Here is a 17825-nt window from a genome sequence, read left to right on the forward strand (position 1 = left end):
TGGTTTTTCGCTCACCCCACCTCAGACCTTCTTGGCTGGCGTGCGCCGCGACCGGGCGGCCGACTTGGATTTTGTTGGAGATTTCTGCGACTTTAAGGGCGCTGCCTTTGCCGCTGGCTTTGTTGTCTGCGCGGCCTTCGGCTCCATTGCCTTTGGCGCGGGAGCTGCGTCAACAGCCATAGCTTTCTCGGTTGTTGGCGCTTTTGCTGCAGGTTTCTCGATTGTTGGAGCTTCTGCTGCAGGTTTCTTCGCCGGGGTTGCCTTGACCGGCGCCGCTTTGGCCGGTGTCGCCTTCAGGGCAGCAGGCGCCTTCTTCGGAGCCGCTTTCTTGGGGGTCGCCGGCTTGGCAGTTCCGTTCGCCTTCACCGCGGGTGCAGCTCCGTTGGATTTAACTGTATTCGGCTTGTGGGAAAGATGGGCACGATTCTTCGGTTCATGGTTAAGGATGAAATCGCTGATGCGCGGAGCAATCGTGCTTCTGAATTTGCTACCGTTAAAAACGCCGTAATGGCCGACGCCCTTTTGCTCATAATGGGTTTTCATGCTCTCGGGCAGGTTTGAGCATAAATCATGGGCGGCCACAGTCTGGCCGATGCCGGAAATATCATCAAGCTCGCCTTCAACTGTCATCAGGGCAGTTTTCTCTATCATGTCCGTCCGCACCAGACGGTCACCCCGGTACATCATCTCGCCTTTCGCGAGCGACTGCTTCTGGAAGACGGTTTCAATCGTCTGCAGATAGTATTCCGCCGTCAGGTCCATCACCGCGTTATACTCGGCATAGAACGCACGGTGCCTGTCGGCACTGTCCCCATCACCCTCGACCAGATGATCGAACTGCTTCATATGGGCTTCCATATGACGGCCGAAATTCATGCTGACAAAACCGCTGAGCTGCAAGAATCCGGGATAGACGCGCCGAAACGCGCCGGGATAACCAAGCGGGACGTGATTGATCACCGTATGCTCGAACCACTCGATGGAGTGGGTCATGGCCAGCTTGCACGGTTCCGTCGGATGACGGCGCGTATCAATCGGGCTGCCCATCAGGGTCATGGAAAGCGGAGCATTTGGATTTTTATCTTCCGACATCAACGCAATTGCGGCCATAACCGGCACACCTGGCTGGCAAACCGCCATCACATGAGTTTCGGGACCCAGGATATCGAGATACTCGATAATGTAGTCGATATAGTCGTCTAGATCGAATCGTCCCTCGTAAACAGGCACATTGGCCGCATCGCGCCAATCGGTTATATAGACATCATGGTTCGGCAACATCGTCTCGACTGTGCCGCGCAGGAGGGTTGCAAAATGGCCCGACATCGGCGCAACGATCAACAGTTTGGGATCTTTGCGTGCCGTATCCCGCTTGAAATGCTTGAGCTGGCAAAAAGTCTTGCGGTGCAGAATTTCCTCGGTCACGGCAACAGTTTGCAAATCGATACTGGTTGAGGTGATGCCAAAGGCCGGCTTCCCGTGATACTGCGTCGTTTCCGAGAAAAGATCGAACCCTGCGGCCAGGGTCTGCGCGGGCGCCGTTTCAGAAATCGGGTTGAACGGGCTCCTCAAAACCTGAGAGTAGAGTTGTGCGGCCATCCGTACGGGTGAAAGCGCCAATTTTTGCATTTCATTGAACTGGTAAAGCACGTCGTACTCTCCTACATTTAGGTAAGGTTTCTAATTGAAACATACCTGGTTTTTCTGCGCTAATTTTCGCTGCAGTGCAGCATAATATAGGAAAAAATGTCGGAATGTCAGTTTTTTTTGCGAGAACCCGGTTATTTGAGTAATAATTAACCCCAATTCAGTGGGGATTGTGACACAAAAGTTACGTGTAAGGGATGATGTTATGCGGTTCTACTTTCTTGTTTTTTTCCTGGCTTTAACAATCGTTCCGTCCTCATTTGCCCAATCCCTCCTTGGAGAGGATGCTGTTTTCCAGAATGCGGACCGAGGTGATACCGCCGCAGTAGAGGCGTTTTTGCTGACCGGCAACAACCCGAATATCCGCGATTTGAAGAAAATACCGCTGCTGCATCATGCGGCCATAGCCGGCGTGCCCAAAACAGTCCGCGTTCTGATCCGCAATGGCGCCCAGGTTGACCTGCCCGATCCGTTTGGCAATACCGCACTGATACAGGCAGCAGCCTATGGATCAACAGCCGCAGCAGAGATCCTGATCGAGGGGGGCGCAGACATTGATGAGGAAAACCGGCAGGGCGAGACGGCCCTGATCAAGGCGGCCAAAAGCGGGCATAAAGCCGTGGCGATGCTGCTGCTTGAAAAAGGAGCGACGCTGGACTGGACGGATTTCACGGGAAGGACGGCTCTGGATCATGCGAAACAGAACCGTCATCCGGATGTTGTAAAGCTACTTTCCGAGAAAAGCCCTTAAAAAAGGGCCGGACCTCGCGTGCCTTTTATTTCAATTCCGCTGAATTCAACGCGGCCCGCAATCCGTCGGCTTGCGCATTTGTGACGGCCCTCTCGATGACAATCTGCTGCGAGGTGACCGGTTTGCCATAATAGGACGAGTTGGAATCCATGTTTGACGACAGGACCGAGCCTTCCACCGATGCCCCGATAAAGAGGCCTTTCGAGATGGCGAAGGAGAAAACGTCAACTTTCATGTTGGTTGTTGTCGAAGCGCCAAGTGTCGTGCCCATCGGACCCACGGCCGCGCTCAAATCCCCGCCAAGCTTGACCTGGTTGTTGATAATGGCCTGCAGGCCTTTTTCCGTCATCACGACAAGTACCAACTCATTGACCTGCGCCCCGAACTGCAGACCGATACTACCCTGTCCCATCCTGTAAAACGCCGGTGAGGACCAGCCGCCCGCGTCATTTTTTCCAAGTAGAACACCACTTCCGCCGGCGCCTCCAAGGAAAAAGCCCGCTTTCAGGACCTGCGGAAAGACAACAACACCCTTGGCAACGGCGAGCAATTTACGGAACTGGTCCATTTCTGATCGAGCGGCAATGTCCGTAATGGTGAATTTCGCCTTTTCCACCAGTTGATCCTCTGCTTCACCCGCAACGGCAAGATTACCGGATCCCAGAAGAAGCGCGCCAGCGCTTATGAGTGACAGGAATTTTCTACGGCTTGACTTGAATGTCATCTGCATCTTCTTAATCCTTTTTGACTCATCGTTGGAAAACGGGATACTGACATTAGATAAGGCACCAATGATGGCATTAATATGTCGAATTTTCTTCTGAAAAATAGACCCGCGTGCGTATTTTAGTGAATATGGTAGAAAAACCGCCCCAGACGCTCAGTCCGAACATCGAATCCGACGCGATCAACCTTGCTGCAGGTGGTGTGCGCCTCAAAACGCTGGTGTATATCCGATGGCTGGCGGTATTGGGGCAGGCATTGACGGTTATCCTTGTTCACCTCGTTTTCGGCTATGATCTCCCGCTTCTGCCCATTGCGCTACTGATCGGCGCCAGCGCCATTCTCAACCTGCTGGTCGGTCTTAACCGGAAATCCTCTACGCGACTTCCGAACCGCGGGGCAATCCTGTATCTGTTTTATGATATTCTGCAGCTGGCAGGCCTTCTTTACTTTACCGGTGGCCTCACCAACCCCTTTTCAGTGCTGTTCCTCGTGCCGGTGACCATATCCGCAACCAACCTGACCCGTCAGGGAACCTTTTTCCTGGGGTTGACAACGCTCGCCTGCTTATCCGTCCTTGCGGTTTTCTATGAACCGCTGCCCTTGCCATCCGGGTCACTTTACCTTTCCAATACCTATATTCTCGCAATCTGGGCCGCGTTGGTACTGGGAACCATATTCCTGTCCGGCTATGCCTGGATGATTGCAGCGGACTCGCGGAAAATGTCCGATGCGCTCACTATCGCCCGGGCGGAACTCGCGCGGGAGCAGCAGCTTTCTGCCGTGGGCGGCATCGCCGCCGCCGCCGCGCATGAGCTCGGCACCCCGCTTAACACTATCCTGCTGGTGTCAGAGGAATTAAAACAGGCCCTGCCAGAGGGAAGCGATACGGCCGAAGATGCCGCTCTCCTCCATGATCAGGCGAAAAAATGCGCCGAGGTGCTGGCGCAACTCTCCAGAGGGCCGGAGACAGAGCGGTTCATCAAGGGGTCCGAGCATCATAATTTCCTGGCGCTGGACAATCTATTTTCGCTGGTTACGGAAAAATACAAGGACGGCGACAAGGAGTTTGTGATCCAGACCCACGGGAAGCAGGCCGATATACCGCGGCTTTTCCTGACTGCAGAGCTACGCCACGGTCTTGGCAACCTTATCAGCAATGCCGCCGAATTCGCCGCGCTGCAGGTCACAATTGACCTTTACTGGAATGACAACCTGGTCCGGGCGGAAATCTGCGACGATGGCCCCGGTTTTTCCGAAGAAATCCTTGACCGGCTGGGAGAACCCTATATGTCAAGTCGCCGTGGAAAGGGCGGGATGGGTCTGGGTGTTTTCATCGCCGACATGCTGATTAGACGGAGTGGGGGAGAGCTCAGCTTTGCCAACAAGGAAGATGGTGGCGCGATAGTCGAAATACTCTGGTCGCGCAGACAGCTTGAAAAATCTGATCCTTTCAGTAACTAGAAAATGTGTTAATCTGGCCCCGGCAGCCTGTTTTTGGGGCATTTAAAGTAAAAGAGCGGGTAATGGACGAAAAAAGGTCACTGCTGATCGTTGATGACGATGAGATTTTTTTAAACCGGCTCGGTCGGTCGATGGAGCGCAAGGGCTTCACGCCGATACTCGCCCATTCGGTCCGGGACGGCAAGAAATGCGCTGTGGAAAATGCACCCGATTACGCGGTTGTCGACCTCCGGCTTCAGGACGGCAACGGGCTTGAAGTGGTGGAAGCTCTTCGCAAGGTCAATGAAGACGCCAGCATTGTCATGCTGACAGGCTATGGCAATATCGCCTCTGCCGTCGCGGCGGTGAAGGCCGGGGCCATTGATTATCTTGCCAAACCTGCAAATGTCGAGGATATCGTCAGTGCCCTGCTCGCGGATAAGGACGCGATGCCGACACCGCCGGAAAACCCGATGTCCGCTGATCGTGTCCGGTGGGAACATATCCAGCGTGTCTATGAGCTGTGCGACCATAATGTATCGGAAACGGCCCGCAGATTGAATATGCATCGGCGCACCCTACAGCGCATCATGGCAAAACGCTCCCCGCAGTAACCGGATGGATCAGATTGTCCCCAAAAATATCCTTATCTGCGGCGACGCGGTGGCGGAAATGGGCAAGCTCAAGACGGAGAGCGTCGATCTGATCATCGCCGACCCCCCCTATAACCTCGGGAAGAACTACGGCAACAATATTGACCTGAAAGACCGGGAGGATTACCGGGTTTTCTCGGAAAACTGGGTGCGGGAGGCTGTGCGCCTTTTAAAGCCCGGCGGGTCATTCTATTGCTTCATGGGTGTCAAGTTTATCGCCCGGCTGTACTTGATGCTGGAAGAAGACTTTAATCTCATACCACAAGGCTGGATCACCTGGCACTATACACAAGGCATGGGCCGCAAGCGCGGCTTTTCCCCGCGCCATGAGGATATTCTCTGGTTTTCGAAGGGCGAGGACGCACGCTTTAACCTTGATGACGTGCGGGTACCACAGAAGTACTACCGCAAACGCAACAATATGGCGGGCGCGAACCCCGGCGATGTCTGGCAGTTCAGCCATGTGCATTACTGTGCAGCGGAGCGGTTGCCCCACCCCACCCAGAAGCCAGAAGCCCTGCTGGAGCGGATCATAAAGGCGTCCTCCAATCCCGGAGATGTCATCCTAGACCCTTTTCTTGGCAGCGGTACCACAGCGCGGGTTGCCAGCGTTCTGGGCCGGCAACCCATCGGTATTGAAATCAACCCGGACTATATCGACATGGCCAATGCCAGACTTAAAGAGCCGTTCGCGACCTTTGACAGCACGGATCCCCGCGCGGCACGACAGTCGAAAGATTTACCAAAAGAGACTCCAGGCGGATAGCGGGTCAACTCCGTATTTGCAGGGTCGGCGAGATTATACTATGACCAGTACACTTCACATTATTCAAGGCGAGGCATTTTGGATCCGCTAGATTATTTTAACCGCGAGCTGGAAGATCATGGCGAGGTGCTGGCAAAAAGCCGGGCAGCGCTTGCCGAACCGTTTCAGAAGATGCTTGCGCTCTGGGTCACGGCTGTTCAGAACGGCAACAAGATCCTCTTTTTCGGCAACGGCGGCAGTGCGGCGGATGCGCAGCATCTGGCGGCGGAGCTTGTCATTCGCTTTATTGAGGATCGCAAACCCATCGCCGCCATTGCCCTCAATACCGATACATCGGCGCTCACCGCCGGGGCCAACGACCTTGGCTTCGAAAATATATTTGCCCGGCAGATTGACGCCCTTGGACAGCCCGGCGATGTTGCCGTCGGCATTTCAACATCCGGCACGAGCCCGAATATCGTCAATGCCCTCGAAATGGCGCGCAAAAAAGGGCTCGTTACCACAGCCTTCACGGGACGGGACGGCGGGCGGATGCCCGAACTTGCCGACGTTTCGCTGATCGTGCCCGCAACCTCCACCCGGCGCATACAGGAAATGCATATCACCTTCGGTCATATGCTCTGTGGCGCCCTTGAACAATCGTTGAAACTGGTCTGAATTGTATGGAAAACCGTTCCTCCTTCCTCAATATCCTCGATACCGCCGCCAAGGCTAACGTACTGGTGATCGGTGATGTGATGCTGGATCGTTTCGTTTACGGCAGCACCGCGCGCATTTCGCCCGAGGCACCGATCCCTATCCTCAGCATCACCCATCAGTCGCAGATGCTGGGTGGGGCCGGGAATGTGGTCCGCAATATTGCGTCCCTTGGCGGAAAGGCGCAGCTTATCTCCGTCGTCGGGGAAGATGCGGAAGGGCGGGAGATTGAACGCATTTTCAGCATCCAGGGCGCCACGACGCCCCATCTGGTAAAATCGGTCGGTCGACCGACTACGGTCAAGACTCGCTTTATTGCCGATGGCCAACAACTCCTGCGGAGCGATCATGAAGCGACCCATCAACTGCAACCGCAAACCGCTGGAAATGTGCTAAAAGCCTTTCAGGGAGCCGTACAGGGCGCGGATATCATCGTCCTGTCGGATTATGCAAAAGGCGTTCTGTCGGACACTGTCCTGCGGCAGGTTATCAGCGCCGCCAAAGAGAAGAATATTCCCATCGTTGCCGACCCGAAATCCACCGATTTCAGCCGCTATGCAGGCGTTACCCTTCTTACACCCAACCGCAAGGAGATGATGGCGGCGAGCGGGATGCCCTGCGGTTCCAATATGGAAGTGGAGCAGGCGGCCCGTTCCATCCTGGCCAAAGCCAGTGTTTCCGCTATTCTGGTCACCCGGTCCGAGGCAGGCATGAGCCTGGTCACCGCGGACAACGCCCATCATATCAGTGCCGAGGCGCAGGAGGTGTTTGATGTCTCCGGCGCGGGTGACAGTGTGGTTGCGGCGCTCGCGCTCGCGCTGGCGGCCGGTGCCTCGCTTGAGGCGGCGACACGGCTTGCCAATCTTGCCGGCGGAATTGCGGTGTCGAAATCCGGCACGGCGGCAGTGACCAAGGCGGAAATGAAGCAGGCGCTGCATAGCCAGGAAATCAGCGGGATGGACGCCAAGATCTCTAGCCTCGATGAGGCATTGGACCGGGTTTCCAACTGGCGCAGCCGCGGCCTCAAGGTGGGCTTTACCAATGGCTGTTTCGATCTGGTGCATCCGGGGCATATTTCGCTGATGCGGCAGGCCCGCAGCGAATGCGACCGGCTTATCGTCGGGCTCAACACCGATGACAGCATCCGCCGCCTAAAGGGCGAGGGACGGCCGGTCACGAACGAGAATTCCCGCGCCATTGTGCTCGCCAGCCTGTCCGATGTGGACCTCGTTGTGCCCTTCGCGGAAGATACGCCGATTAAGGTGATCGAGGCGATCCGGCCCGATGTGCTCACCAAGGGTGCGGATTACACCAAGGAAACGGTTGTCGGCGCGGATATTGTCGAGGCCTATGGCGGGCGGGTGCATCTCGCGTCCCTGAAGGAGGGGTTCAGCACCACCGGCACGATCGAGCGACTTCTCGCATCCAAGAAAGAGGCGTGAAAATGGGAAATCTGATCCTGGTGACTGGCGGCGCGGGTTTTATCGGCTCCAATATCGTTGCGGCGCTCTCTGAACGGGGCGAGAAGATCGTTGTCTGCGACTGGCTGGAACAGGGCGATAAATGGAAGAATGTCGCGAAATCAACTATTTCCGACTTTATCGATCCGGACGAGCTGGAAGGTTGGCTGCACAGGAACGACAGCCGCCTGCAGGGTATCATCCATATGGGCGCCATCTCCGCCACGACGGAGACAGATGGCGATCTTATATTGAAGCGCAATTTCCGACCGACAAAAATGCTCTGGCGCTTCGCAACCGATAACAAAATTCCCTATATCTATGCCTCCTCTGCTGCGACTTATGGCGATGGCGCGGCCGGGTTCGACGATGACCAGAGCGAGGCAACGCTTGAAAAGCTGCAACCGCTCAACCTTTATGGCTGGAGCAAGCATGCATTTGACAAGTTCGTCACGCGGGAGATTTCCCGTGGCGCCATGACGCCACCGCAATGGGCAGGGCTCAAGTTTTTCAACGTCTACGGCCCGAATGAATATCACAAGGGCAGCATGAAAAGCGTGATTGCCCAATGTTACCCGAAGGTCGCGGCGGGCGAGGGCGTGACCCTGTTCAAGTCCCATAACCCGAAGTATGAGGACGGCGGGCAGCTCCGAGATTTCGTCTATGTGAAGGATTGCGTCGACGTCATTCTATGGCTGCTCGATAATCCGAAGGTTTCCGGACTGTTCAACCTCGGCACCGGCAAGGCACGAAGCTTCAAGGATCTCGCCGCCGCCGTGTTCAAGGCCGCCGACAAGCCCGAAAAGATTACTTACGTCGACACCCCGGAACAAATTCGAGACAAATACCAGTATTTTACCGAAGCAAACATGCAGAAACTCCGCAGCAAAGGTTTCGGTGGCAATTTCCGCAGCCTGGAAGACGGCATCAGCGATTACATCACCAACTACCTCGCGAAGGATGACCCGTACCGGTAGCGCCTAAAACCCCCTCGGGTTTGGCGTTAGGAATTCCACCTCGATAAAGGCGCATTCGAAGTCGTTGCCGTTTTTTACGTTATGCTCGACACCAACCTCGCGGAAATAGGGGACGCCGGTTTTGAGTTCGGCGCGGATTTTTTCGCCATTCGGCAGGTCGATATCGAGATATCCGTCAAACAAAGGGACAACCACATAATCATATTCATGGGTATGCCATCCGGTGGCGTCGCCGCGCTCTTTAAAGCGCCATTCTGTAACTCTCGTGCGGGGGTTATCGATAAAGATGCTGGGGATGGCAGAACCGTCAGGGGCGCTAGAACACATTGAACTTCTCCTTTATAGGGTTTTCAGCTTCAAGTAGACGACGGGCGGCTATCCGCGCGAAACGGAGCGTCACATTGCGCCGACGCGCAACATTGAGGTTAAAGTCAGCGGAGGGGCGGGCTATTGCGCCGCCAAAACCGTCGGCGATGATCAGGCCATGGCTCTCGGGCAGGAGTTCCGTCGGGAAATCCATATCAACAGCAAAGTAGAATTCATCGCAGAATTGGAGATATTCACTCCATTTTTCATCGACACGGTAGTCGGCAGGGCCGGATTTCACCTCGACAATGATAATCCGCCCCTTTTCATTGATACCCATGACGTCAACCCGGCGGCGAATGCGGAGTTTTACCTCCATCAGGCTGTCATACCCCATGTCATGGAGAAGTTTCTGCACCCCGCGGGCGAGCCGTGTTCCCTTGTCTGAGCGGGTGTCGCTCATTCTTCTGTCCTTCTGCCTTTGAGATAGGCGAGCATTTCCTTGAGCCGAGGCTCCGGCAGGTCGCGGATTTGATTGGCGAGCAGGTTAGCATATTCCGTCGCAAGTGGGCTTAATCCGCTGGTATCCACCGTCACTTTGGGGTGGGAGAGGGAGGCGAGGCGCTGCAACTCCTCCGCATCGTCCCAGATGATGTTGAAATAATCGCAGATTTGCGCGACCAGGGACCAGGACGGACGGCCGCGGTGGCCATGTTCCAGCGCTGAAAGATAGGCCGAGCTGATTTCAAGATCAGCCGCCATTTTCTTGAGGGTAATCCCGCGGCTTTTGCGAAGGTTCCGGACGCGAAGGCCAAAGGGGGTCATGTGTCTGTCCTTGTATTCTCAGATTTAGGAACGGTTGCGCCGAAGCAAGACATACAGCGCGCCGCTGCCGCCATGTTTCGGCTGTGCGTTGCGGATGTCAATAACCAGTTGGCGTAAATCCGGCGCCATCAGCCATTTCGGCACGGCTTCACGCAGGACCCCGGCTTTTTCGTTCCTCATAAACGGCGCATCATCCGTCTTATGCTTCGACGAGCCCTTGCCGGTAATGACAAGGACGCAACGCTTTCCCTGAGCCTGGGCAGTGGTAATAAAACTGCGAAGACGGCGATGCGCGTCTGCCCGTGTCAGTCCGTGCAGATCAAGACGGGCGTCGATTTCCATCCGCCCCTTGCGAAGGCGCTCCGCAGAGCGCTTGTCCAGTCCCGGCACATTCTGACGGAGAGACGGTTCAACCTTTGGCCCGTTACGGGCCATATTGGCGTTTGGCCAGCTTTCAAGCGCCTTTTTAAGCGCCTCCGGATCGAGGGTCCGGCGCGGCTGTGCTGGTGTATCAGGGGGAGTTTTTGAGGGTTTTGACACCATAAAGGTGGATGTATTTGCTTCCTTTTCCGAAGGCGGCACCATCGTGGTGTCTATTTTATCCCCAACGAAGCGGTTTGAGTCTATCGGGTCAACGCTGCGCGCAACATGATCCCAAAGATCACGATCAGCCTTGGACAGGCCTTTCGGTCGATTAGTCTTGCGGGCCATCGTCAACAATCAGGATATGCAATCGGCGCGGCCCATGGGCGCCCATGATCAGCGTCTGCTCGATATCCGCCGTGCGCGACGGGCCGGAAATGAAATTGACGGTGCGCGGCAGGTTTCCGGCACCGTATTTCTGGCGAAGTCTTGCCCAGCTATCCTCCAGAGACCCGGAAATCTGGCTCGCCTTGATTACCACAACATGATTTTCTGGCAGGAAATTGAGCGTTGAGGGCGTCTCCGCGCTTGAGGCCATACAGAGCGTTCCCGTCTCGGCGATGCCGGCAAAGGCCGGGGTCAGGCTCACCTCATCCTCGGGCGCGGCAGCCCCGCGGTTGATTTCCAGCATTGGCGTCATGTTGAAGGGGAGGTTATCGAGTGCCGGGTCAGGTGACATTTTGATCCGGGTCGCAAGATTATGCGCCGTCAGGTAGTCGCGCAACGCCTCCGGCACGTCATCCAGCGACGAGATACGTGCCACCGTCGCGGCCAGGGCTTCGGCCTTTGCCTGGAAAAGATCGACCTGTTCTTTATGGGCAATATCGGTGCGCTTCGGGATGGTATGGGGTACATGCCCTTCAATCCGGGCCTTGAGGGCATTCACGGCCTCTTCAGCCAGGGGGCCCCGGCCAAGGTTATGGCGGATGCGGGAGAAAATTTTGTCGCGCGATGGCATTATTTTCCCTCCCGCTGCTGCTTTTTCCACTGATCCATGAAAGTCGTGCCTTCGGGCGCTGGAAAATCCCGCACCGAGCTCCAACCCTTCATCAGGGGAAGTTTGCGCACGACGCCCTTCTTTCCGGCCATCAGTTTCAGCGATCGGGCACTTATCCGGGTCATCAGGCGGTAAAGTTTCGGTCGTTTCGCGAAAAAGGCCCAGATGCCAATACCCCAGCGTTCCGGCTTTGGGGTGACTTGTGTCTCAAACGCCTGTTCGCGCCAATGCCGCATGATTTTCGGCAGGGGAATACGCACAGGGCAAACTTCCTCGCACCGCCCGCAAAAACTGGAGGCATTGGGCAAATGCCGCGCCTCTTCCAGCCCCACCATATGGGGGTTAAGGGCCGCGCCGATAGGGCCGGGATAGACCCAGCCGTAAGAATGCCCGCCGACGGCCTGATAAACCGGGCAATGGTTCATGCAGGCCCCGCATTTTAGGCAGCGGAGCAAGTCCTGCTTGTCGCTACCTAAAAGATCGCTGCGCCCGCTATCGACCAGCACTACGTGGAAATTGGTTGGGCCGTCGATATCTTCCATCCGCTTGGGGCCCGTGGAAAAGGTCGTGTAGACCGACATTTCCTGACCCGTCGCGGAGCGGGCCAGTAGACGGAGGAAAAGACTCACATCCTCCAGGGTCGGGACAACCTTCTCGATGCTGGAAACCGCGATATGGGTTTTCGGTAAGGATTGGGTGAGGTCACCGTTGCCCTCATTGGTGACGATAACGGTCGATCCCGTCTCGGCAATCAGGAAGTTCGCGCCGGTAATGCCGACATCGGCGGCAACAAACTTGTCTCGAAGGATGCTTCGTGCCTCGTTCACCAGCGCTTGCGGATCCGTCAGGCGCTCCTTGAACCCGTATTTCTCGTGACTTTCGTGAAATAACTCCGTTACCTGGTCTTTGGTCTTATGCAGGGCCGGGGCGACGATATGGCTGGGATACTCATGAGCAAGCTGGATGATGTACTCACCCAGATCCGTCTCAATCGGCTCGACCCCCTTTTCCTGAAGGTAATCATTGAGCCCCATTTCCTCGGTGATCATGGATTTGCCCTTGGTCACCGTTTTCGCATCGGCATCGCGGCAAATTTCAAGGATAACTTCCCGCGCCTCGGCATAACTGCTGCACCAATGCACCCGGCCCCCCTGCAGCAGGACCTGATCCTCGAAATACTCAAGATAATAGTCAAGATTACCAAGGATATGATCTTTCAGATCGCGTGCCTGATCGCGCAGATCCTCAAACTCCGGGAGCTCACTGGCCGTTTTCGCGCGGGCAACAGGAAACCCGCTCTTTACCTTGGAAAAAGCCTTCTGGATATTCTCGTCATGGAGCGCGTCATGCGCACCCTCCTTGAAGCGGCGGCTGGTAACCTGCATCAGTTTTCTCCCTCCCCAATGCCGGGTTTATCGCCCATCCCGGCGAGGATTTCAGCGACATGCATTGCTTTGAGGGGAGCGGAGCGGCGTTTGAGGCGCCCCGCGATATTCATCAGGCACCCGAGATCCCCGGCGGCCAGGGTCTCGGCCCCGCTTGCCAGCAGGTTATCAATCTTGGTATCGACCATGGATTCGGATATTTCCGAATATTTAAGGCAGAAGGTTCCGCCAAAGCCGCAGCAGGCCTCCCGATCCTCCGACTCCTTGATCTCCAGCCCCTCGACCGCGCCGAGCAGTGCCCGCGGCTGATCCCGGACCTTCATTTCGCGCAAAGAACTGCAGCTGTCATGATAGGTAACGGTAGTCTCAAGCTGGACGCCATCGGGTTTATAACCGCAAATATCATGCAGGAAGGACGTCAACTCGTAAGTGCGGTTAGCAAGATCCTCAACAACCACCATCATGGTGTCGTCGCCGTCGAACAGCTCCTTATAGTGATGGCGGATCATTCCTGCGCAGGAGCCGGAGGGCGCGACCACATAGTCAAATCCGTCGAAAGCCCGGATTACCTGGGTTGCAATGGTTTTGGCACTCTCCTTATCACCTGAATTATAGGCAATCTGGCCACAGCAGGTCTGGACCTCCGGAACCATTATGGTGCACCCCGCTGCCTCCAGCAGCTTCACCGCCGCGAAGCCGACGGAAGGGCGATTAAGATCCACAAGACAGGTAACGAAAAGGGCAACTTTCTTGTTTTCTACGGACGATGCGGACATGTATTTCTCCCTATACCTCAAAGAACTATACTGTCTGCTCGTCAGTTTCGCCAGTTCTCTTAGCGTAGTGTTTTCCGTCGCTTGACCAGCATGTTAAGAATTTCCACACCGAGTGAAAAGGCCATGCCGAAATAGATATACCCTCTCGGTACATGAAGCCCAAGACCCTCCGCGACGAGGAATACACCTATCATCATGATGAAGGAGAGGGCCAGCATTTTCAGGGTCGGGTGTTCTGCAATGAAATCGGCGATATATTTCGATGAAAACAACATGACCAACATGGCAATAACCATTGCTGCAATTATGACCCAGATATTTTCCGTCAGGCCGACGGCTGTAATAATGGAATCGAAGGAAAAGACGAAGTCAATCAGGATGACCTGCAAAATAGTAATATGGAACCCCGCAGAATAACCCTGATAACTGTCCTTCCGATCGCCAGAAATTTCATCATGGATACTGGTTGTTCCCTTCGCGATCAGGAAGAGCCCGCCACCCATCATGAGAAAATCCTTGCCCGAGAAGGCATAACCAAAAAACTCGACCCAGGGTTCTTTGAGGCCGATGAGCCAGATTGCGCTGAACAACAATGCGATCCGCATGAAGAGCGCCAGCAATACCCCGATTACACGCGCCTTCTGCCGTTGGGCTTCAGGCAAATGATTGACCAGAAGGGCAATAAAGACAACATTATCAATGCCAAGCACGATTTCCAGCGCAGTCAGCGAGAGAAAACTTGCCCAAATCTGGTAATCGGTCAAAAATTCCATTTATTTTTCCGTCACGTTCAGTGTCGCCGCCAGCGCGTTCGGTAATAAAATCCAGAGCTCGCCCGCGCTTTTCATACCGCCTGACATATCATAGGCATAATCGCCGTGGCCCCAGAACACATCGCCGCGCACGGGGCCAACAATCGCCCCGCCGGTATCCTGCGCCATCATCAGCCGTTCGAACCTGTCAATTTCCGAACTGCTGCTGGCGGGCGCAACTTCCGTCGCCAGCCAGAGAGGCACTCCGAGCGGTAACCACTTGCGATCCACCGCGAGGCTGCGTTCGGGCGTGAGTTCAACCCCTTGCGCACCAATAGGCCCGTCTGTGTCAAGTTCCCGAAAAAAGATGAAGGACGCATTTTTCTGCATCAATTCCGTTGCCTTGTCGGGATTTTCCTCAAGCCAGGTCCGGATCGCCTGCATCGACATTTCCTCCCTTGGCACATAGCCCTTTTCTATCAGGTCGCGGCCGATCGCGAAATAGGGATGGCCATTTTGCGCGGCATACCCAACCCGAAGCTCGCTGCCATCGTCCATCTCCACAAGCCCGGAACCCTGGATATGAAGAAAAAAGGCATCGATATCGCTATCGACCCAGACGAGTTCCAGTTGCCTGTCCTTGAGCGCCCCCTCTTCAATACCGGTGCGGTCGGGATAAGGAAAAAGATCGCCGTTCACAACCTTTCCCGCGATACGCTGACCCTTCAAATTATCACGAAACCGCCCGAGATCGACCATCACCAACTCAGGCGGGCGTAAATAAAGCGGCGTGAGGTAGGGGGCCTTGCGGTCACGGCTGCCTTTCAGGCTAGCCTCGTAATAGCCGGTAAAAAGGCCGGATTCCTCTTCATTGTTACGGATTTTAAAGGGCGTGAAGTTTTTTTCAAAAAACTGGCGCCAGAGCGCCGCTTCCGGCGGCAGGGCGAGCGCGGCAGCGCAGAGGGGCTGCCAGTCTCCGGCTGTGCCCGCCATGCCGATACCACCCATTTGTCGAGTTTCAGGAAGGGTAGCGATTTTTGCGCAGGATTTCAGGAAAGCCGGAAAGAATCCACTGAAATTTTCCTCTTGCCAACCAGGTAGCGTAGAAAATTCAGCCTTTTCAAGAGTGAGTTGATCTTCCACAGGTGGTCGAACCTGAAAAAACCAGACCGCCACCCCGACAAGTATAATCAGGACAAGAGCCAGGATAACTCCGGCTTTTTTACTTACGAGAGAAAACGGACGCCCCACCATTCCGTTGCACCTGTACTCTAATCAGCGCGACGAGTGGTGATTAACAGCCAGTTTGGATTGGAGGATCGGAGGTTGCGCGCAAACGTCCAAAGCTCGTTCACCTTATGCGGTTGCGGGTCGCCCGCAACGACAACACCTTCCTCATCCTTGGTCATGCTGATCATTTCTGCCTCGAACTGGACGGTAATCTCGGCTTCCTTGCCCTCAAGCGTCGCGTCAGTAATCTCAGCGGAATGTACCGCGACGATATCCGTCGACATGGTTTCGTTCCGATCCTCACGTTGGGTGATGGAGTTTTCGAAATTCTCAAACACGGTTTCGGAAAGAAGCACTTTAAGTGTATCCCGATCTCCTCTGGCAAAGGCAACGACAATCGCCTCATAAGCCGCCTGCGCTCCCTCAACAAAGGTCCGGTGATTGAAGGACTTGTCGTGCCGCTGGATATCGTTCAAAGTCCGCATCAACGACGCGTCTGAAAATGAGCTTGGCTCAGTGGTTCGCGTTTTGTCGCCAAGCAGGACAACATTATCCTCGGACGGTTTATCCCCAAAATCTGCCTTATGTCCCTCGGCCGGGCGGCGTGGCTTTTCTTCGCGGGGCGATTGTTCATGGCCCATACGCCGGCCCAGAACGCTGCGAAGCCTTAGGAAAATAAATCCGGCAACCGCAGCGAGCAAAATTATATCGAGGAACTGAAATCCGTTATCCATGATGTTATCTTCAAATTGGGTTTGGTAAAATGTCCAATTGCCCTTATGTAAAGGATTAGGTGTGTAAAAGAAGTTAAAGGGTTACTTGGCCAAGGTCCAGCATCTTGTCAACCATCAAACTTCCTGAGCGCCTGATTGTTACATAGAAACATTGTTAGGGATAAACAAGTTTGGCTTTATTGTTTTTGGCGGCTCTGATCGGAATTCCCCTGATTGAGATCCTGGTCTTTGTACAAGTCGGCAGCGAGATCGGGGCGCTGAATACCGTTATCATTACAGTAGTTACCGCGATCATTGGCGTTGCCCTGATCCGGATACAGGGTCTTGGCGTGCTGATGCGGGCACGGGCAACACTGGACCGGCAGGAAGCACCGGTCAACGAAATTTTCGAGGGAATCTTTCTGGCCGTAGCAGGTTTGTTCCTGATTATTCCGGGGTTCGTGACCGATACAATCGGCTTTTTGCTCCTGATTCCACCACTTCGACGGTCTCTCGCCTCTTATATGGCGCGTCGTTCGAATGTTGTCGCAGCCGGCGCCCGCCCTGGCAGCAGGCAAGGTGGCGGAACCGTAATTGACGGTGAGTATGAAGTGATCGAAGAGGATGCCATCTCGATCGAGAGTACCAAAAAGCCAAACCCGGACAGTCCCTGGAACAAAGAAAAATAACCGCGTCGGACTTGTCGATCCGGCGTATCCGTGATAGCCACTTTGGCGAAATTTTCCAGCCGGCCAGTGACGGCCGACATTTTTACAGGAGTCACACGTTCATGTCAGTTGAAGGACCAGAAGGAACTGCCAACGGCGGGTCAGAAGGACAACCGGCCCAGACACAGCCGTCACTTGCGATTATTCGCCAGTATGTAAAGGATCTTTCCTTCGAAAGCCCGAATGCGCCGGCCAGCCTTGATCCCGACAAGGGCCAGCCACAGGTGCAGCTCGCGGTGAATATCCAGGCGCGCTCCGGGGAAAATGATCTTTATGAGATTGAGCTGCGCATTGAAGCCAAGGGCAATCACGGAGAAGAAACGGCGTTCGTCATCGAACTGGTCTATGGCGCACTCTTCCTGCTTAAGGATTTTCCGCCGGAAGCCGTCGAAATGGTGTGCATGATCGAATGTCCACGGCTTATCTTCCCCTTCGCCCGGCGTGTGGTGGCCGATGCGACCCGCGATGGTGGCTATTCTCCGTTGATGCTCGACCCAATCGATTTTACGAGACTGTATCAGGACCACAAGAACCAGCTTGCCGCACAGCAGCAGCCCGCTGGCCACGCCTGACG

General features: G+C 55.1%; 21 protein-coding genes. 9 read left to right on the forward strand and 12 right to left on the reverse strand.

Annotation, left to right across the window (positions count from 1 at the left end; translation table 11 throughout):
* Nucleotides 1-21: 21 nt before the first annotated feature.
* Complete coding sequence (locus GQE98_RS03840) at nucleotides 22-1650, reverse strand: polyhydroxyalkanoate depolymerase (RefSeq protein WP_202526068.1); 1629 nt, start codon at nucleotides 1648-1650, stop codon at nucleotides 22-24.
* 202 nt (nucleotides 1651-1852) lie between these two features.
* Here GQE98_RS03840 and GQE98_RS03845 point away from each other — a divergent pair, with 202 nt between their 5' ends.
* Nucleotides 1853-2398: an ankyrin repeat domain-containing protein gene (locus tag GQE98_RS03845; RefSeq protein ID WP_161314257.1), complete on the forward strand. Its 546-nt coding sequence runs from the start codon at nucleotides 1853-1855 to the stop codon at nucleotides 2396-2398.
* Nucleotides 2399-2423: 25 nt separating this feature from the next.
* Here GQE98_RS03845 and GQE98_RS03850 read toward each other — a convergent pair whose 3' ends face one another.
* Nucleotides 2424-3122 (reverse strand): lipid-binding SYLF domain-containing protein, encoded by a 699-nt coding sequence (locus GQE98_RS03850; protein ID WP_161314259.1) that lies wholly within the window; start codon nucleotides 3120-3122, stop codon nucleotides 2424-2426.
* A 131-nt stretch (nucleotides 3123-3253) separates the two neighbouring features.
* On the opposite strand from GQE98_RS03850, the gene GQE98_RS03855 reads away from it, so the two are divergent.
* The 6 genes from GQE98_RS03855 to rfaD all read left to right on the forward strand — a co-directional run bounded on the left by GQE98_RS03855 (nucleotide 3254) and on the right by rfaD (nucleotide 9116).
* Nucleotides 3254-4585: an ActS/PrrB/RegB family redox-sensitive histidine kinase gene (locus GQE98_RS03855; RefSeq protein WP_246157208.1), complete on the forward strand. Its 1332-nt coding sequence runs from the start codon at nucleotides 3254-3256 to the stop codon at nucleotides 4583-4585.
* Nucleotides 4586-4647: 62 nt separating this feature from the next.
* Nucleotides 4648-5178, forward strand: a complete 531-nt coding sequence (locus GQE98_RS03860; protein ID WP_161314263.1) for an ActR/PrrA/RegA family redox response regulator transcription factor — start codon at nucleotides 4648-4650, stop codon at nucleotides 5176-5178.
* A gap of 4 nt (nucleotides 5179-5182) precedes the next feature.
* A complete protein-coding gene (locus GQE98_RS03865) occupies nucleotides 5183-5983 on the forward strand; it encodes a DNA-methyltransferase (protein ID WP_161314265.1) in 801 nt (266 codons plus the stop codon).
* Nucleotides 5984-6061: 78 nt separating this feature from the next.
* Entirely contained in the window at nucleotides 6062-6640 is a 579-nt protein-coding gene (locus GQE98_RS03870; RefSeq protein ID WP_161314266.1) for a D-sedoheptulose 7-phosphate isomerase, read from the forward strand.
* 5 nt (nucleotides 6641-6645) lie between these two features.
* The gene (gene rfaE1 / locus GQE98_RS03875) at nucleotides 6646-8121 is read left to right on the forward strand and encodes a D-glycero-beta-D-manno-heptose-7-phosphate kinase (protein WP_161314268.1); all 1476 of its coding nucleotides are present in this window, start codon (nucleotides 6646-6648) and stop codon (nucleotides 8119-8121) included.
* Nucleotides 8122-8132: 11 nt separating this feature from the next.
* Nucleotides 8133-9116: an ADP-glyceromanno-heptose 6-epimerase gene (rfaD, locus tag GQE98_RS03880; protein WP_161314798.1), complete on the forward strand. Its 984-nt coding sequence runs from the start codon at nucleotides 8133-8135 to the stop codon at nucleotides 9114-9116.
* A gap of 3 nt (nucleotides 9117-9119) precedes the next feature.
* Here the strand turns inward: rfaD and GQE98_RS03885 are convergent, their stop codons facing one another.
* From GQE98_RS03885 to GQE98_RS03930, 10 genes are read right to left on the reverse strand one after another with little or no spacing between them, the layout of a single operon-like run.
* Nucleotides 9120-9443, reverse strand: a complete 324-nt coding sequence (locus GQE98_RS03885) for a cupin domain-containing protein (protein WP_161314270.1) — start codon at nucleotides 9441-9443, stop codon at nucleotides 9120-9122.
* The gene (locus tag GQE98_RS03890) at nucleotides 9433-9885 is read right to left on the reverse strand and encodes an MmcB family DNA repair protein (RefSeq protein WP_161314272.1); all 453 of its coding nucleotides are present in this window, start codon (nucleotides 9883-9885) and stop codon (nucleotides 9433-9435) included. The genes GQE98_RS03885 and GQE98_RS03890 overlap by 11 nt, the downstream gene beginning before the upstream one ends.
* Nucleotides 9882-10247, reverse strand: coding sequence for a helix-turn-helix domain-containing protein (locus tag GQE98_RS03895; RefSeq protein WP_161314274.1), 366 nt, complete (start codon nucleotides 10245-10247; stop codon nucleotides 9882-9884). The genes GQE98_RS03890 and GQE98_RS03895 overlap by 4 nt, the downstream gene beginning before the upstream one ends.
* A gap of 24 nt (nucleotides 10248-10271) precedes the next feature.
* Nucleotides 10272-10958 (reverse strand): Smr/MutS family protein, encoded by a 687-nt coding sequence (locus GQE98_RS03900; protein ID WP_161314276.1) that lies wholly within the window; start codon nucleotides 10956-10958, stop codon nucleotides 10272-10274.
* A complete protein-coding gene (locus GQE98_RS03905) occupies nucleotides 10942-11628 on the reverse strand; it encodes a LutC/YkgG family protein (RefSeq protein WP_202526070.1) in 687 nt (228 codons plus the stop codon). Before GQE98_RS03905 ends, GQE98_RS03900 begins: the two co-directional genes overlap by 17 nt.
* The gene (locus tag GQE98_RS03910; protein ID WP_161314278.1) at nucleotides 11628-13052 is read right to left on the reverse strand and encodes a LutB/LldF family L-lactate oxidation iron-sulfur protein; all 1425 of its coding nucleotides are present in this window, start codon (nucleotides 13050-13052) and stop codon (nucleotides 11628-11630) included. Before GQE98_RS03910 ends, GQE98_RS03905 begins: the two co-directional genes overlap by 1 nt.
* Nucleotides 13052-13828, reverse strand: coding sequence for a (Fe-S)-binding protein (locus tag GQE98_RS03915; protein ID WP_161314280.1), 777 nt, complete (start codon nucleotides 13826-13828; stop codon nucleotides 13052-13054). The genes GQE98_RS03910 and GQE98_RS03915 overlap by 1 nt, the downstream gene beginning before the upstream one ends.
* Before the next feature lie 59 nt (nucleotides 13829-13887).
* Nucleotides 13888-14601 (reverse strand): TerC family protein, encoded by a 714-nt coding sequence (locus tag GQE98_RS03920; protein ID WP_161314282.1) that lies wholly within the window; start codon nucleotides 14599-14601, stop codon nucleotides 13888-13890.
* On the reverse strand, nucleotides 14602-15834 hold the full coding sequence (gene mltA / locus GQE98_RS03925) for a murein transglycosylase A (RefSeq protein WP_161314284.1): 1233 nt from the start codon (nucleotides 15832-15834) through the stop codon (nucleotides 14602-14604).
* A gap of 17 nt (nucleotides 15835-15851) precedes the next feature.
* The gene (locus GQE98_RS03930) at nucleotides 15852-16544 is read right to left on the reverse strand and encodes a Tim44/TimA family putative adaptor protein (protein WP_161314286.1); all 693 of its coding nucleotides are present in this window, start codon (nucleotides 16542-16544) and stop codon (nucleotides 15852-15854) included.
* A 170-nt stretch (nucleotides 16545-16714) separates the two neighbouring features.
* On the opposite strand from GQE98_RS03930, the gene GQE98_RS03935 reads away from it, so the two are divergent.
* Nucleotides 16715-17212 carry an FxsA family protein gene (locus tag GQE98_RS03935; protein ID WP_161314288.1) on the forward strand — a complete coding sequence of 166 codons (498 nt, stop codon included), beginning with the start codon at nucleotides 16715-16717 and terminating at the stop codon, nucleotides 17210-17212.
* Nucleotides 17213-17313: 101 nt separating this feature from the next.
* Nucleotides 17314-17823, forward strand: coding sequence for a protein-export chaperone SecB (secB, locus tag GQE98_RS03940; protein WP_161314290.1), 510 nt, complete (start codon nucleotides 17314-17316; stop codon nucleotides 17821-17823).
* Nucleotides 17824-17825 lie beyond the last annotated feature (2 nt).

This window comes from Sneathiella litorea (assembly GCF_009882915.1).
In the GTDB taxonomy this organism is placed as follows: Bacteria; Pseudomonadota; Alphaproteobacteria; order Sneathiellales; family Sneathiellaceae; genus Sneathiella; species Sneathiella litorea.

Bases quoted from the DNA above. Each gene is read 5' to 3' on its own strand.
- GQE98_RS03845 (WP_161314257.1), top strand. From the start codon at position 1,853: ATGCGGTTCTACTTTCTTGTTTTTTTCCTGGCTTTAACAATCGTTCCG.
- GQE98_RS03850 (WP_161314259.1), bottom strand. From the start codon at position 3,122: ATGACATTCAAGTCAAGCCGTAGAAAATTCCTGTCACTCATAAGCGCT.
- GQE98_RS03855 (WP_246157208.1), top strand. From the start codon at position 3,254: ATGGTAGAAAAACCGCCCCAGACGCTCAGTCCGAACATCGAATCCGAC.
- GQE98_RS03860 (WP_161314263.1), top strand. From the start codon at position 4,648: ATGGACGAAAAAAGGTCACTGCTGATCGTTGATGACGATGAGATTTTT.
- GQE98_RS03865 (WP_161314265.1), top strand. From the start codon at position 5,183: ATGGATCAGATTGTCCCCAAAAATATCCTTATCTGCGGCGACGCGGTG.
- rfaE1 (WP_161314268.1), top strand. From the start codon at position 6,646: ATGGAAAACCGTTCCTCCTTCCTCAATATCCTCGATACCGCCGCCAAG.
- GQE98_RS03885 (WP_161314270.1), bottom strand. From the start codon at position 9,443: ATGTGTTCTAGCGCCCCTGACGGTTCTGCCATCCCCAGCATCTTTATC.
- GQE98_RS03890 (WP_161314272.1), bottom strand. From the start codon at position 9,885: ATGAGCGACACCCGCTCAGACAAGGGAACACGGCTCGCCCGCGGGGTG.
- GQE98_RS03895 (WP_161314274.1), bottom strand. From the start codon at position 10,247: ATGACCCCCTTTGGCCTTCGCGTCCGGAACCTTCGCAAAAGCCGCGGG.
- GQE98_RS03900 (WP_161314276.1), bottom strand. From the start codon at position 10,958: ATGGCCCGCAAGACTAATCGACCGAAAGGCCTGTCCAAGGCTGATCGT.
- GQE98_RS03905 (WP_202526070.1), bottom strand. From the start codon at position 11,628: ATGCCATCGCGCGACAAAATTTTCTCCCGCATCCGCCATAACCTTGGC.
- GQE98_RS03910 (WP_161314278.1), bottom strand. From the start codon at position 13,052: ATGCAGGTTACCAGCCGCCGCTTCAAGGAGGGTGCGCATGACGCGCTC.
- GQE98_RS03915 (WP_161314280.1), bottom strand. From the start codon at position 13,828: ATGTCCGCATCGTCCGTAGAAAACAAGAAAGTTGCCCTTTTCGTTACC.
- GQE98_RS03920 (WP_161314282.1), bottom strand. From the start codon at position 14,601: ATGGAATTTTTGACCGATTACCAGATTTGGGCAAGTTTTCTCTCGCTG.
- mltA (WP_161314284.1), bottom strand. From the start codon at position 15,834: ATGGTGGGGCGTCCGTTTTCTCTCGTAAGTAAAAAAGCCGGAGTTATC.
- GQE98_RS03930 (WP_161314286.1), bottom strand. From the start codon at position 16,544: ATGGATAACGGATTTCAGTTCCTCGATATAATTTTGCTCGCTGCGGTT.
- secB (WP_161314290.1), top strand. From the start codon at position 17,314: ATGTCAGTTGAAGGACCAGAAGGAACTGCCAACGGCGGGTCAGAAGGA.